The following is a 13,118-nucleotide window of genomic DNA, read 5'->3' as shown; positions in this document are numbered from 1 at the left end:
GCTCACTGCTGACCTACCATATATTACACCAACTGGTTTTACATTACGGAAACGATACATGCAGATATGACTTTCACAGACAACAGTCAGGTTACAGCGGTCAAGTTCGTTCATGATGATACATGGGACTCCATAAAGGCGACATATGTTCGTGGATCTGCGTTTTACGATGGGCAATACAAGTCCTCAGAGGAGATAGCAAAATTACTCTCAGACACCACATCAACCGCTGACCTACGCTCCGTGCTCGACCAGCTCAATGGTCATTTCGCGTTCGTCCATGAGATGGAAGGGGAGATCATCGCAGCAGTCGATCACCTCTCCAGTACTCCACTGTTTTATGCTCTCCACGATGGCAAAGTCTACCTCAGCGATTCAGCGCAGTGGATTCATACACAACTGTCATGCGGATATGACGCGACTGCAGTGACAGAGTATCTTTTCACAGGATATGTAACTGGCCAAGATACACTAAGTACAGGTGTTAATCAACTAAGGGCGGGTGAATGGGTCGTCTTCGATAACACTGGCACGCCGACTATCAACCGCCAAGAGAAATACCATACGCTGACTCTTGGAGATGGGGGTCGGAATCCAACATTCGAGGAAATTGATGGTGTCCTGATTTCGGCCTTCCGACGGTTCGTACGGGCCCTTGATGGCCGAACGGCACTTGTCTCGCTCTCTGGCGGTTACGACTCGCGCTTGATTGCGCTGATGCTCTCGAGGCTCGAATATGATAATGTTATCCTTTATACCCATGACCTGCCGTCAGGGTCGCCAACCGACGTCCAAATAGCTCAGGAGATCGTAGACAAACTCAACTACGACCATATCACGATATCGCCAACTCACAACGACTTCCGAGACTTTGCCACATCGGATGAGTGGGAGGAATTTTGCACGGAGGTGGATTATTTATCAAGTATTCCTAATATTCATGAGACGGTTGTCCTTCAGATATTACAGTCGCATTCCATCGTGCCAGACGATGCGGTGGACGTTCGTGGTCACTTGCCGATCCCGCACGGCGGCCCTTCTTTCCCCCCGCATCTCACAAATTCAGGCACGATGTCCAAATCGCAATTCCAAACAGAAATTTGGGAGTCACATTACGGAATGTGGAGTGACAACGCTATCAGCGAGAGCATGACGGACCACCTCGAAAATCGAATCATCGATGCTATCCCAACAGCCGCCTACAAGGATACACGCGAAGAGCCGGGCGAGGTTGTGGCAGAAGCACTCTCGGCATGGTACTCACAAGAGAGGACGGCGAAATATCTGGTATTCGATCACGAGTACGACTATCTCGGTTTTGATCGCTGGTTCCCACTGTGGGACCGCGAGTATCTTGACCTCCTAAAAGATGTAGAGTTGAGCGAATTGATTGACAAGCGTATTCACAAGAGATATGTCTCCAGACTGAGCGCAGACATACTCGGGAAAGACTATCCAGACTTCAATTCTGCCTCGTCACTCGCAAACGAACCATCATTTGCATCAATCATTCTGTCATCGCTGGCAAGCGGGATGGGATACCTTCCGGAGACAGCAAAGACTGCGATCCGGGAGATGTACCATGGCGTAAGGACATCTGGGATATATGACCTGTATGAGACAGACCCACGCTACGGCCTTGTTTCCGAACAGAGATTCGACGACTTCAAGCTACGCCGGGCAAGCCCGGAGACTTTCGCGTCATTATATCTATACTATGATGGGAAACTCGATATAGAGAAGGATACTGATCTGAATAGGGTGTCACCAGAATAGTTCCGCCAGATCCTCCATACCCCATACTGACCTGTAGTTGCCGCTGCTAGTGTCGCAGAAGGGAAAAACCCACTACAGAATTGAAACAATGCAACCCGTCCACGAAGCCAGTGCTCGGTGTTCCATACGAGGTTCTTGTATCTTCGACGAAAACGACGAGCAAGTCCCTGTGTGGATTACCAGAATTGAGGCGAGGATGCCCTTTCCTCAAGGATTGAGTAACGCGAGCGAGTAGGGAGGGATGAATCGCCGCACCAAACCATCAATTAGACGTGAAGGGGATGTTGGAGCAGTCACACAACGCTCGTAACAAGCAGTACGCGACGTGGCGACAGTTCCTCACTCTCTTCGAGTATAAAGGTGAATTGTACGGACGCTCTTGTGGCGGAGACTGTTGATACAGCTTCCCGTCGTCGGCTCGAGTCAAAATCTGTCCGGCAGAGCCACGAGATGTAAGCTCTCGATCTATTGTACTCGCCGCAGAATCGCAGGACTGCTCCGCATCAACAACGCGCTACACAAGAGCGTTGTACGGACCTCATGTCGGGAAAGTCGAACCAGAAGATACGAGAAAAGAGTGCGCGTCGTGTGGGTTTGAAGCAGACCGGGATGCGAATGCGGCGATGAACGTTCTGCAACACGGGATCCTAACCACAACATTTACTGGCGAAACCCTCATCGTGATCCTACTTACTGCTGTTGTCCCCTCACTACCTGACTCGATCAACTGGTGGCTTGAGTGGGGGTGACTGACTGATAGCGTTTCCCATCGTACGATTTTCGCTGGAAGTGTACTTGGCGTTTACTCACACATAATTCTCGACTCGATACTGTATACTGACGCCCATTCACTCTTTCCACTCGCCCGGAACCCGCTTTTGGTGGATGGGGTAAAATTCATCCCCGTCTACGCCGGCTGCACCCTCGCTGGTATTCTCGGGATCATCTCTTTTGCTGTGAAATACTGGTCCAAAAGCTAACTCCAAGATTGTTCAGAAAGATCCTGAGCTAGAAGTTGATCTTTAAGAGTATGGGTTCTCCTAGTGGGGTGATTGCCACCACTCGACGCAGGTTCCCCTCGTTGCGCGCCGGCCACACGCGCCCGGCAACCTCTGTTCGTCTCAGGAGTTTGCGTTTCATATGACCTCCTGAACCTCACTCTTTGAATCCTACAGCCCGTTTGACAGCCAGTCATACGGCGGCAGAGATGAGGACTGTCTCGAGTTCTCCCACAATCACCATCGAGCGTCGTGAATCGTTCTGGGTTCAGCGCAGACCTTATTCAGCGGAACAACGAATCGATTTGTGCACACCTGTAGTGTGCAAACCGTTCGTTGTACTGGTCCCTGACTCAACGTCCACCGGCTCATCTCGAGCGAAAGCATCAGTGGACAGCTGTTGTCCACGGAGACAGCACTCGAGTGCGTCTCTCAGTCTAACCGCCGACGACCGCTCGAGGAACGGACCCACGACTAGCGAACCCACGCGAACACCCGCCCGCAGCCGCGTTCTGGATTGGGACCTGAGATCTGGGTCTCTCTCGAGGGGTTCGGTCTCGGCGTGGACAGGCCTAGCCGTGGACGCCGGGTGTCCCCGGTGGGGTCGTCTCGTCGTCTCGAGTCTCACCGGGAACGTCGGCGTCGGCGGGGAGCACCAGCCGCCGTTCGGTGTACTCGAGGCCGTTCTTTCGCTCGGTTTTCCTGTGCACTGCGAGGCGGTGTTTCGAGAGCTCGAGTATCGCGTCGATCGTCCGGGAGACGAGTTTCTTCGCGTAGGCCTCGCTCGTGCCGGGCTCCCGTCTTCGGATCCAGTGTCTGAGATCGCTGGCCGTGATGTACTCGGCGACGGACTTACAGCCGCGCTCCCAAGGGTCGTCGCCGACGGCGTCGTCGGTGCGCGCCCGCCAGAGCTTCGCGGCGAGTCTCGAGGGGAGCGAACTCGTCGTCGACCGACGCATGTCTTCGTCCATCCTGGCGAGTTGCTGGATCGGGAGCAGGTCGGCGTAGGCCAGCGAGACGTGGCCGTCCGCGAGCGGGTCGGCGTGCTCGGGGAGGCGATAGTAGGCCGCGTCGTCGTCTTTGGTGACCCGCTCGAGTCGGTCGCCGGGGACCTCGAGTTCGTGGACGTCGACGGTCTCGGCCCGGAGGTGTGCGCCCTTCTCGAGTTCGCGGGCCTGGAGCTCTGCGATGCGTTCTTTGTTGGCCCCGGCCTTGTTCAGCGCTGCGTCGACGGCACTCTCGTAGTGTGCGGGGCGCAGGCCTCGTGGTGGTCCGCGCAGGTCTCGAGGCGGTTGTCGTAGCTCTCGAGCCGATCATCGTAGTCCTCGAGTCGATCATCACACTCCTCGAGTCGGCCTTCGCAGGTCTCGAGTCGGCCTTCGAGGGACTGGACTCGCTCCGTCAGTCGGTCGCGTTCGCGCTCGAGATCGTCGACCCGATCGGTGGCGGCCTCAAGCGCCGACGCGAGGGTGTCGACGCGCTCCGTGAGGGCGGCCACGCGGTCGTCACTCATCGGGCTCACCTTCCGCGTCGTCGGCGTCGGGCTCTGGGTCGTTCTCGGGGCTCGGGATCGTCGCCTCGGGGCCAGCGACCAGCAGCAGGGTTCGGTTGGTCTCCGCGCGGATCTCGCGGAGCCGCCTGCGGACTGTTCGTCGTTCGGCCGGCTCGAGATGCTCGAGGGCCTGTGAGCGCGTGGTCTCGCGGAGGAGGATCGTCGCGAGGTGGTCGACGGTCTCGAGGCGCTCGCGAAACAATCGCGTCGCGTGGGTCGATGCGTCCTGCCGGTCGGGGCTTTCATTACCCCGTGGATCGTCGTTTGACATGGCTTCCGTAGTGTGGTTACGGGAGCTTTTCGCGGACCGGTGCGGCAACACCGGTCCGCTATTCCGAACTGGTGAGCGATGGGTTCGAATAGTAGCTTCCGTACAGTTACCCAACAGATTCCATCCACTTATAGACTAGCGGATTTACGCTATTTTTGGATACAATATGGACTATGATATCACAAAACCAAACCAAGTTAATGCGCGTCGGTGGGACAACTGCTTCGAATGCGCCCCCGGCCAGAGTGGATGTCGTTGAAAGACGGGCTCATCCTCGAGTTCCTCGCGGAACACGACCTCGAGCTTCCAGCGAAGCCACTTTATCGAAACCTCAACCGCCACGGTCACGAGATCGGCTACTCGACGGTTCGCCAGCGGTTGGGAATCCTCGAGGAACACGGCCTGATCGAGAAAGTCGACGAGGGCGGCTACTATGCGATCAGCTCGAGCGGAGCGGACTACCTAGCGGGCGATCTCGACGTTTCGGAACTCGAGTCACAGGATTAGCTTCTGTTGTCGGTGGGCCAGTCTCGAGTGTCTCTGCTCGAGAGATAATTTTCACGCCGAAACAGTAATTATATGACACTACAGCACGTTGGCCCGAACGGAAGCCAGAATAGCAGAGGTGGGCGTTTCCGTTGAAATGCCCCGGGTGTGTGCGCACCCGAGACGTGGCTTCCAACCCGGAAATGGATTGGTTGCCATGATTGGATATCTTCTCCGCGGGCTTAAACATCCCGTCCGACAGATGAATCGAATTCGAACGAATCGTGTTTGCTTTTCGGTGGAGAGAGGTGACTCTCTATGACCAGTGCAGCGGCTGAACCGCTCGTCATGGAGATCGTGGACACGCTCGAGGAACACGGCCTTGCTCGAGACGCCTATCAGCTCGGGACTGAATTCGATCCCGAAGCGCTCGAGCGGCTGCTCGAGTCTGCTAGTAGTGAAGTTGCGGTTCGGCTCGAGGTTCAAGGGATTCCGCTACTGGTGACGCCTACGGAAACTCGGGTGGTCGGTGATGAGTGATGACAGTGAATCTGAATGCCCGTTCCCACCGTGTCCCTACTGCGGTGAGCCCGTCGTGATGGTCACTAGTCGCGGGCCAACCGAACACACCGCCAGTCCCTGTGGCTGTCGGGTTGGTGGGAATCTGCTCGAGTAGGGGTTCGAGCAAACATACATGCAGTCAAGATTTTTGACTACATTAGAGAGGGTGTCATAGAACGAGCAGCACACCAAAGAGCAGGGTGAACGCTGAGGTGGTATGTGTTCAGCGACCCTGTAAGATGACCCCTCGGTAGAGTCGTTCTTCAGTGTCGCGGAGACAGAAACGCTTAGCGTTGTTTGAGTACCTTTTCTTCGAGTTTCTCGAAAAGTTCGACGTGTTCACCCTGTCTGGGCCGGGGCGAACACGAGACCACGAACCATCAGAGTTGATGCCTGGGTACCTTCATTGCTACTACCACGACATCTACGGGATCGTCTCGTTGAACGAGAGCTTCAGAACACGGTCGTTTGGCTGAGCTGGAGGTTCGATCGACCGCCGTCGAGAGACGCGATCGATCGCTTTATCACTGACCTCGAACACGTCGTCGACGAAGTCTTCGACCGGTTCGTCGAGCAGGTACGGCGGGCGGCCTGCTCGACTTGACATACTGCATTGATTCAACCGATGTGAGGGCGATGCCCGCTGATCTAGATGCATCGAAGTGTTATGATCCAACCAACGACGAGTACTACTACGGCTACGCTGCATTATCGTCTCGACCGGGCAAAAGATCCCGATCACAGCGGAGTTCTCCGAGAGTAAGCAAGCGCCAAAGGAGACGGCGATGCGCGTCACACGTGACACGCTCGCCGTCGCAAAGCCAATCTGGATGGTTGGTGGCAGCGCCTACGACGCGCTCGACTCGCACGACCACCTGTTGACCGCAGTGGTCGTGCGAGTCGCTCCGTACAACGCGCGAAACACCGACGACTCGAAAGACATCGAGTACAGGTTCGAAGACCGTACCACCGAACACAGCGAGGACGGCAGCTGAAGCAATCGACGCTGGATGAGACGTATAATCACCGCACAGGAGTCGAACGAACCAACGAATCAGTCAAGGACTGCGGCCTCGGGAGAACGCACGCTCGAGGCCGCGTCCACGCACGAGCGCAGGTGTTCCTCGCTCTTTGCCTTCGCCTCGTCGTCGCTATCACCAACTACGAACGAGGAGACAATCCGGGAAGTACGATCATCACGGTGCGAGAAGAGTTCTATAACACCCTCAGCGTGTTTAACGGAGACGAGCGGAATGTTTTCCACTATTGTATACAACTCGGACGGCGGGATTGGTTTCTCCCTGGTAGGAATCTCAATCCAAATAGTAATTGACGGTTCGTTCGAGGCCCTCTTCGAACGAGTATTCCGGTTCCCAGCCGAGTGTTTCGATCTTCTTAGTTTCAAGTGCATAGCGTTGGTCATGGCCGGCGCGGTCGTTCACGAATTCAATCAAATCATCGTCCGCGCCGACGGTGTCCAGAATCGCCTCGGTGACTTTGAGATTCGTCTTTTCCGCATGACTCCCGATATTATAGATCTCTCCAACTTTACCCTTCCTGAGGACCAGATCGAGTGCTCGGCAGTTATCCTCGACGTAGATCCATTCACGGACGTTCGATCCGTCGCCGTATACGGGAAGGTTCTCACCGGTGGCGGCGTTCTGGATGAATTTCGGGATAAGTTTCTCGGGATGCTGACGGGGACCGAAGTTGTTGCACGTCCGTGTGATGATGACAGGGAGGTCGTGTGTCGTCTGGAAGCTCTGTGCTAGGAGGTCCGCACCCGCTTTCGTTGCTGAGTAAGGATTTCGGGGATTGAGTGGGTCGTCCTCGGAGAACTTCCCGTCAAGAATTTGCCCGTACACCTCGTCAGTTGAGATCTGGAGGAAGCGCTGGATATCTGCTTCGTTGGCGGCATCGAGGAGGGTCTGGGTTCCCTGGACGTTCGTCGTGACGAAGGGTTTCGCGCCTTCGATTGACCGGTCTACGTGTGACTCCGCCGCGAAGTTGACGATTGCATCGACGTCAGAAACAAGCTCCGTGACGAGATCGCGGTCACAGATGTCACCTTCGACGAACTTGTGGCGTGAGTCGTCGAGAACACTAGCAAGGTTGTCCTTCGAGCCCGCGTACGTCAACGCGTCTAGTGTGATCACTTCGTCATCCTCGTGTTGGTTGAGAAGATAATGGACGAAGTTTGACCCGATGAACCCAGCACCGCCAGTGACGAGAATTCGCATGTTATAACCATATTCGAAGTACCTATTTACATTACTGTCGGAACACTACAGTATGCAACTCCTCGTCGTCGGTTCGAACGGTCTCCTTGGCAGTAACGTCGTACGTGAAGGTCAGCAACGCGGGTGGAACGTCCGTGGAACCTACCACTCAACGCGACCGGCGTTCGACATTCCACTCACGCAGTTCGATCTCCGAGAATACGACTCGTTTGACGACATCCTCACCGAACATGATCCAGACGTGGTCGTCAACTGTGCCGCGATGACGGATGTCGATGGCTGTGAAATAAACCCGGAACAAGCCCATATACTCAACGGCGACGCACCGTGTGGGCTAGCCGCTCACTGCAATGCACACGGTGTTGAAATCGTACACATCTCAACGGACTACGTCTTCGATGGGACGAGAAGTGAACCGTACAGTGAGTTGGCGGAGACGAATCCGGTACAGGTGTACGGCGAGTCGAAGTTAGCGGGGGAACAAGCAGTTACCGAGGAAACGACGGACGCGCTCGTGGCCCGACTCTCATTCGTTTGGGGCATTCATCGAAGTAGTGGGAATCTCACGGGGTTTCCGGTATGGGTTCGTGAACGACTCCGGTCGGGCGAGGATATTCCATTGTTTACGGATCAGTGGGTGACGCCGACGCGTGCCGGCCAGGCAGCCGAAACGCTGCTTGATCTGATCGAGGAGGACGCCACTGGTCTCTTCCATATCGTATGTTCGTCTTGTGTTACCCCCTACAAGTTCGGGGAGGTGATTGCCAATCTCGTCAGTAATAGCGAGGAATTGATCAGTGAGGGGTCGATAGACGATGTCGAACGAACCGCGACACGACCTACGTACAGTTGTCTCGATGTCGGAAATGTGGAGTCAGAGCTTGACCGTCCACAACCGACGTTACGCGAGAATATCGAAACTGTCCGGGATTTGTTACATTAGATCTGGTAGCGTTCTCTGTTTCTGAGGAAGTATTCGCGTTCATCCTCAGGAAGATCCTCGAATCGAAGAACTTCCTGACAACCGAGTCCTGGACACTTCATTACACGGTCATCTTCAAGTTCGTTCGCTGCAACGACGGTGCCACAGGCCGGACAGGTAATCGTGATGATGCGCATTGTTAGAGTTTAACTTGGGAATTCTCACCGACGACGAGGCGGTGCCCTTCTGGAAGGAGACCATCCGCGCTCTCGATATTGGCGTTGCGCCCGAGTAGACTATCGACAATACGAACGTTGGCGGTAATTTCAGAATCGCCGATGACAACGCTGTTCTCGATGTGAACATCCTCCAGCGTGGAGTTCGCACCAATCGACGTGTACGGGCCGACATATGTTCCGCTCTTGATCGTGGTGTGCTCCGCGATGGACACCGGACCACGAACGACAGCACCTCCTTCGATGACCGAAGAGTCTGCAAGTTCGATGCGGCCGTCGGTCTCCGCACCGTCCTCGACGACGCCTGCTGTATTCAATTCGAGATCTTCGAGGACGAGACGGTTCGCTTCCAGAAGGTCCTCAGGTTTTCCGGTGTCTTTCCACCAGCCCGTAACGATATGGGAGTCGATTTCGGAGCCAGCACCTAGGAGGGATTGGATGGCGTCAGTGATTTCGAGTTCACCACGCCACGACGGTTCTAAGTCTTCGATAGCGTCGAAGACAGCAGGCGAGAATACGTACATCCCGATGAGCGCAAGATTCGTCGGCGGGTTATCGGGCTTCTCAATGAGTTCGGTGACGCTTCCTTGTTCATCGACGTCGGCGATGCCGAACGCCTGGGGGTTCCCTACTTCTTGCAATGCGATCCCCGCACCGTAGTTACCGGCCTCGAAGCTCTCGACGAGCTCAGTGATACCGGACTTGAGGATGTTGTCCCCGAGGTACATCACGAAGTCGTCTTCGCCCACGAATTCTCTGGCGCACCCTGCCGCGTGTGCAAGTCCGAGTGGGTTTCCTTGAATGATGTACGTGATGTCAACACCGTATTCGGAGCCATCACCGAGGAGTTCCTGTATCTCGTCTCGTCCTTTGTTACCGAGTACGACGCCAATTTCGGTAATTCCTGCTTCTTTGAGATCCTCGATCGCATACTCTAGAACAGGTTTATTTGCAACTGGAACGAGCTGCTTTGGGCCGGTATGTGTGATCGGGCGTAGTCGTGATCCAGTACCTCCTGAGAGAAGAACGCCTTTCATTGTTAGTGAGGCTGTTCGTCCCAATTTATAGGGATTTTGTCCGTGTCCGGTGGAAGGCGCTCCTCGTCGGGATCCTCGTAGTCGTAGAGGTTCGTCGGGAAATTAATGAGGATTGCCTGCTCGTTTCCGACGACTTTGAACCCGTGCCAGCAGTCACCCGGAATCCGGACAACCTTCTGGTTATGCTCGCCGATGACGAATTTATTGACTTCTCCCTGCGTGGGTGAGTCCTCCCGGTCGTCGTAGATTCCGACTTTAATACGCCCCATCGGACAAACGAAGTGGTCTATCTGACCGCGCGTATGCCGATGCCACGCCCGGATTACGCCAGGATAGGACAGAGAGTAGTAGGACATCGCCGGCTTCGGATCGTATTTTCCCCAGTCCTCACGGAAAATTTCGACGAGATGACCGCGTTCGTCTGCATTCACCTGTAGGTTTCGGGATTTAACACCTTGAATCGACGCCATGAATAACAGATACTCCGAAGTAGTTAAAAAGTATTTGCTTCGTAGGACCGCTAGACGGAGCTGGATTCCGGCGTTTTCACTCATTCGACCGATAATCAGAAATTGATAGACTGCGGTCGATTCTACGAATATCTTACCGTTCGACGAAGATTGTAGACGGCACATTTGAGATCATCTCTCGGAATTCGAGGTGCCAACTTCGCGCATGCTCGGCTCCGCCGTGCGTGCGCTTGATCAACGAGAGACGGTTTCAACCATCCAGCGACGGTTGTACCAGTGGCTACTCATTCGAGCGTTGTGAGCACGGTCCAGTGATGAGTAGATACGATGCTTAGTCAGGTGACGGATGCGATGGACGCGAAGATCGTCATGGAACGGTTTCCCATCGTAGCCTCGATCAGGAGCCAGGGACCGCAGGTCGCTCGGCGCAACGCCGAGGACCTGCGGGCCGATCTTCGCGTCGTGTTTCTTCGTAGTTGTACAGTGGACGTCGAAGAGGTACAACGTCTTCACGTCCACGCGAGCCGTGACTTTGAACGAACGCGGTAGTGTGCTCGCTGGGCATAATGACGTGAGTACTCGTCGCGGTCGAATCCAGTCGAGTCGATTGCAGCGTGGCCAGTGCGTTTCTCGGCAGATTCGCCGAGAAATGCACGATAGGTCTTCATCGAGATGATCTCGAACCAGTCACGAAGCACGGTGAAGTGAGGCAGCCGCGTCAAACCGAGATCGTCGAGGATGCCGGGCATTTCGCTCAGGAGATCGGTCGTCTGGCGGTAGGACTTTCCGAACTCGATTCGGAGAGCTTGGAGTGTGAGCATGGCCCACTCGGCGATGCCGTGCGTACGCGAGCGTGGTTTCGTGAGTTCCGAGAAATCGTCCTAAAATATGTCGTTCACAACATCAAGCGAGCTGAGACACCATGAAATCAACCGCTATATGGCGATTCACAAGAGCCGTTCAGTCCGACGCTTCAGAAGTGACGGCCCGAGATGGCGACCCGATTGAAGTGTGGGGCGGTGTCTTCTGCGACGCCGCCACTAACTCGACGGTACAGAACGACCACGTGCAACGGTTCCACGGCCTTCGCGATGCCCAGCCAACGCTATTAGAGAGTATCGAGGAGGCTGTATATCCTGATGACGGGAGCGGGTCGAACTCGGCGGGATGGTACATCACTACCGATGGCGAGGGCTCTTGGACTGGTCTTTAGTGACCAGCGTTTACGAAGCCGTTTTCTCGCTATGCAGGCCGAAAACAATCAATGCCAGTCACAGCCACAACCATGCTACTCCACGCTCTTCTCCTCGTTCTCAACTTCGCTATCAACCACCTGATTACGGATTGCCTGAAGTGGTCCCCCGATAACATATACTCCAGCAAATATTAATAGGTAATACGGCCAGATCACGCGATTAAAGTCATACCCATAGAACGAAATTGCGAGCGGGAACACAAACAGACTATAGAACGCAATCATATACGGATTCCCCCGCTTCACCTGTGCGAAGACAAGCCCATACACGAGCCCGATCACAACAGGGACCACAACCAGTCCGAGCGGGCCAAAATCAAGATACGGGATTGCTAGCATACTTTTCGCAACCCCCTTCGGGACGCCACATTGGTATTCAAGCGTGTTCGACAATCCGAGCTTTTGCAGGATTCTATTAAACGGATAAAGAGCTGTTGCGTCGAACACAGAATCCGTGCACCGTCCAAGTGGTCGAATAGACTTATCAAACGTCGTTATTGGGATGGTGAAATAGAACAGTATCCCTGAGAGAGGCCCACCATCTAATTTGTTCAGCACTGACCCCATTAATACGAAACCCCCGCCGAAGATCGCGACGAGAGAGACGACTGGTTTCACACCAACCCGATAACCGTCGAGGATTGTCTTCCGGTAATAAATTGCAGTTGTAAGAGCGAGCAAACAAAGCAACAACTTCGTCCGTGCAAGCGTGAATCCAACGCTCATTAGCCAGAATCCGGCAAAGACAGCGTACTGGCGAGCTCTAAACCCGCGCACAATCATCATCAGGACACCAACATGCAAGAACGGTAGTAGATAGCTCGCCGTCCCTAGGTCCACGTGCTGCTTCGTCCGGCCAGCCCGGATATTATAGAGGACTCCTCTAGGGCCGGATTGAGCGATCTCGTATGTATTGATTGCGCCAAGCACGAATCCGAGGAGTCCGAGCGACAAAAATACGGCGATTATTCGCGGGTCGAACCACGCACGGTGAGTATTTTCACCGTGGAACTTGATGACGTTGCTGGTGTGCTTCGTGAGAGTGTACCCAAGGAGAAACAGGAATGTAAAAAGCAACCATATCACCTCCGTCTCAGGTCTCACCCCGGCAGATGTTCCAACCGCGGTCACCAATGGCGCAATCATCGCCCCCGCAAGCACGTTTGCTGGATTCAGTATATTATCACGGATAACCGAATGGGAAAAGACGACCGCATACGCGACTAGCGTAACCAGTAGTAATAGGTCAATGAATGCGGTGTCCGGGTCCACATTCAATTTTTGACGTGAGATCTCATATTTGTTACGAATTCA

14 protein-coding genes and 3 pseudogenes are annotated in these 13,118 nt (G+C 54.7%); 7 read left to right on the top strand and 10 right to left on the bottom strand.

All coding sequences use genetic code 11. The features are described from left to right. The first annotated feature begins 66 nt into the window (after positions 1-66). Both BM348_RS06175 and BM348_RS21795 read left to right on the top strand, forming a co-directional pair. Positions 67-1,776, top strand: a complete 1,710-nt coding sequence (locus BM348_RS06175) for a hypothetical protein (protein WP_092902969.1) — start codon at positions 67-69, stop codon at positions 1,774-1,776. 266 nt (positions 1,777-2,042) lie between these two features. Then, a pseudogene (locus tag BM348_RS21795) lies at positions 2,043-2,150 on the top strand (RNA-guided endonuclease InsQ/TnpB family protein); the annotation flags it as partial. Between the two features lie 1,196 nt (positions 2,151-3,346). Here the strand turns inward: BM348_RS21795 and BM348_RS22390 are convergent. The 3 genes from BM348_RS22390 to BM348_RS06155 all read right to left on the bottom strand — a co-directional run bounded on the left by BM348_RS22390 (position 3,347) and on the right by BM348_RS06155 (position 4,597). Then, positions 3,347-3,745, bottom strand: coding sequence for a hypothetical protein (locus tag BM348_RS22390; RefSeq protein WP_394328086.1), 399 nt, complete (start codon positions 3,743-3,745; stop codon positions 3,347-3,349). Positions 3,746-3,990: 245 nt separating this feature from the next. After that, positions 3,991-4,287, bottom strand: a complete 297-nt coding sequence (locus tag BM348_RS22385; protein WP_394328085.1) for a hypothetical protein — start codon at positions 4,285-4,287, stop codon at positions 3,991-3,993. Beyond that, entirely contained in the window at positions 4,280-4,597 is a 318-nt protein-coding gene (locus tag BM348_RS06155; protein WP_092902967.1) for a hypothetical protein, read from the bottom strand. The genes BM348_RS22385 and BM348_RS06155 overlap by 8 nt, the downstream gene beginning before the upstream one ends. 249 nt (positions 4,598-4,846) lie before the next feature. On the opposite strand from BM348_RS06155, the gene BM348_RS06150 reads away from it, so the two are divergent. Both BM348_RS06150 and BM348_RS06145 read left to right on the top strand, forming a co-directional pair. Further along, entirely contained in the window at positions 4,847-5,104 is a 258-nt protein-coding gene (locus tag BM348_RS06150) for a winged-helix domain-containing protein (RefSeq protein ID WP_092902965.1), read from the top strand. Positions 5,105-5,401: 297 nt separating this feature from the next. After that, positions 5,402-5,623, top strand: coding sequence for a hypothetical protein (locus BM348_RS06145; RefSeq protein WP_092902962.1), 222 nt, complete (start codon positions 5,402-5,404; stop codon positions 5,621-5,623). Between the two features lie 445 nt (positions 5,624-6,068). Here BM348_RS06145 and BM348_RS22380 read toward each other — a convergent pair whose 3' ends face one another. After that, positions 6,069-6,251 (bottom strand): hypothetical protein, encoded by a 183-nt coding sequence (locus BM348_RS22380; protein ID WP_092902960.1) that lies wholly within the window; start codon positions 6,249-6,251, stop codon positions 6,069-6,071. A 219-nt stretch (positions 6,252-6,470) separates the two neighbouring features. On the opposite strand from BM348_RS22380, the gene BM348_RS22375 reads away from it, so the two are divergent. Continuing rightward, entirely contained in the window at positions 6,471-6,977 is a 507-nt protein-coding gene (locus tag BM348_RS22375) for a transposase (protein ID WP_092902958.1), read from the top strand. Here the strand turns inward: BM348_RS22375 and rfbB are convergent. Continuing rightward, the gene (gene rfbB, locus BM348_RS06130; RefSeq protein WP_092902956.1) at positions 6,958-7,884 is read right to left on the bottom strand and encodes a dTDP-glucose 4,6-dehydratase; all 927 of its coding nucleotides are present in this window, start codon (positions 7,882-7,884) and stop codon (positions 6,958-6,960) included. The two genes, BM348_RS22375 and rfbB, sit on opposite strands and share 20 nt — an antisense overlap. Positions 7,885-7,936: 52 nt before the next feature. Here rfbB and rfbD point away from each other — a divergent pair, with 52 nt between their 5' ends. Beyond that, positions 7,937-8,827 carry a dTDP-4-dehydrorhamnose reductase gene (rfbD, locus tag BM348_RS06125; RefSeq protein WP_092902954.1) on the top strand — a complete coding sequence of 297 codons (891 nt, stop codon included), beginning with the start codon at positions 7,937-7,939 and terminating at the stop codon, positions 8,825-8,827. Here the strand turns inward: rfbD and BM348_RS22370 are convergent. The 4 genes and pseudogenes from BM348_RS22370 to BM348_RS06105 form a co-directional block, all read right to left on the bottom strand. Next, the gene (locus BM348_RS22370) at positions 8,824-9,003 is read right to left on the bottom strand and encodes a hypothetical protein (RefSeq protein WP_092902952.1); all 180 of its coding nucleotides are present in this window, start codon (positions 9,001-9,003) and stop codon (positions 8,824-8,826) included. The two genes, rfbD and BM348_RS22370, sit on opposite strands and share 4 nt — an antisense overlap. A gap of 2 nt (positions 9,004-9,005) precedes the next feature. Then, positions 9,006-10,079 carry a glucose-1-phosphate thymidylyltransferase gene (locus BM348_RS06115; protein ID WP_092902950.1) on the bottom strand — a complete coding sequence of 358 codons (1,074 nt, stop codon included), beginning with the start codon at positions 10,077-10,079 and terminating at the stop codon, positions 9,006-9,008. Positions 10,080-10,081: 2 nt separating this feature from the next. After that, complete coding sequence (locus BM348_RS06110; protein WP_092903653.1) at positions 10,082-10,549, bottom strand: dTDP-4-dehydrorhamnose 3,5-epimerase family protein; 468 nt, start codon at positions 10,547-10,549, stop codon at positions 10,082-10,084. Between the two features lie 122 nt (positions 10,550-10,671). Further along, positions 10,672-11,388: pseudogene (locus tag BM348_RS06105) on the bottom strand (IS5 family transposase); the annotation flags it as partial. On the opposite strand from BM348_RS06105, the pseudogene BM348_RS20560 reads away from it, so the two are divergent. After that, positions 11,377-11,475, top strand: a pseudogene (locus BM348_RS20560) (IS5/IS1182 family transposase); the annotation flags it as partial. The pseudogenes BM348_RS06105 and BM348_RS20560 overlap by 12 nt on opposite strands. A gap of 362 nt (positions 11,476-11,837) precedes the next feature. On the opposite strand, the gene BM348_RS06095 reads toward BM348_RS20560, so the two are convergent. Further along, positions 11,838-13,076 (bottom strand): oligosaccharide repeat unit polymerase, encoded by a 1,239-nt coding sequence (locus BM348_RS06095; RefSeq protein ID WP_092902946.1) that lies wholly within the window; start codon positions 13,074-13,076, stop codon positions 11,838-11,840. Positions 13,077-13,118 lie beyond the last annotated feature (42 nt).

Origin of the sequence: Halostagnicola kamekurae, assembly GCF_900116205.1 — an archaeon.
GTDB classification, from domain to species: domain Archaea; phylum Halobacteriota; class Halobacteria; order Halobacteriales; family Natrialbaceae; genus Halostagnicola; species Halostagnicola kamekurae.
The sequence above is the reverse complement of the archived record's forward strand: the minus strand, read 5'-3'. Positions and strand labels throughout refer to the sequence as shown.

What these genes read in the sequence shown, in the direction of transcription:
- BM348_RS06175 (WP_092902969.1), top strand. Translation starts at nt 67, where the DNA reads ATGACTTTCACAGACAACAGTCAGGTTACAGCGGTCAAGTTCGTTCAT.
- BM348_RS22390 (WP_394328086.1), bottom strand. Translation starts at nt 3,745, where the DNA reads ATGGACGAAGACATGCGTCGGTCGACGACGAGTTCGCTCCCCTCGAGA.
- BM348_RS22385 (WP_394328085.1), bottom strand. Translation starts at nt 4,287, where the DNA reads ATGAGTGACGACCGCGTGGCCGCCCTCACGGAGCGCGTCGACACCCTC.
- BM348_RS06155 (WP_092902967.1), bottom strand. Translation starts at nt 4,597, where the DNA reads ATGTCAAACGACGATCCACGGGGTAATGAAAGCCCCGACCGGCAGGAC.
- BM348_RS06150 (WP_092902965.1), top strand. Translation starts at nt 4,847, where the DNA reads ATGTCGTTGAAAGACGGGCTCATCCTCGAGTTCCTCGCGGAACACGAC.
- BM348_RS06145 (WP_092902962.1), top strand. Translation starts at nt 5,402, where the DNA reads ATGACCAGTGCAGCGGCTGAACCGCTCGTCATGGAGATCGTGGACACG.
- BM348_RS22380 (WP_092902960.1), bottom strand. Translation starts at nt 6,251, where the DNA reads ATGTCAAGTCGAGCAGGCCGCCCGCCGTACCTGCTCGACGAACCGGTC.
- rfbB (WP_092902956.1), bottom strand. Translation starts at nt 7,884, where the DNA reads ATGCGAATTCTCGTCACTGGCGGTGCTGGGTTCATCGGGTCAAACTTC.
- rfbD (WP_092902954.1), top strand. Translation starts at nt 7,937, where the DNA reads ATGCAACTCCTCGTCGTCGGTTCGAACGGTCTCCTTGGCAGTAACGTC.
- BM348_RS22370 (WP_092902952.1), bottom strand. Translation starts at nt 9,003, where the DNA reads ATGCGCATCATCACGATTACCTGTCCGGCCTGTGGCACCGTCGTTGCA.
- BM348_RS06115 (WP_092902950.1), bottom strand. Translation starts at nt 10,079, where the DNA reads ATGAAAGGCGTTCTTCTCTCAGGAGGTACTGGATCACGACTACGCCCG.
- BM348_RS06110 (WP_092903653.1), bottom strand. Translation starts at nt 10,549, where the DNA reads ATGGCGTCGATTCAAGGTGTTAAATCCCGAAACCTACAGGTGAATGCA.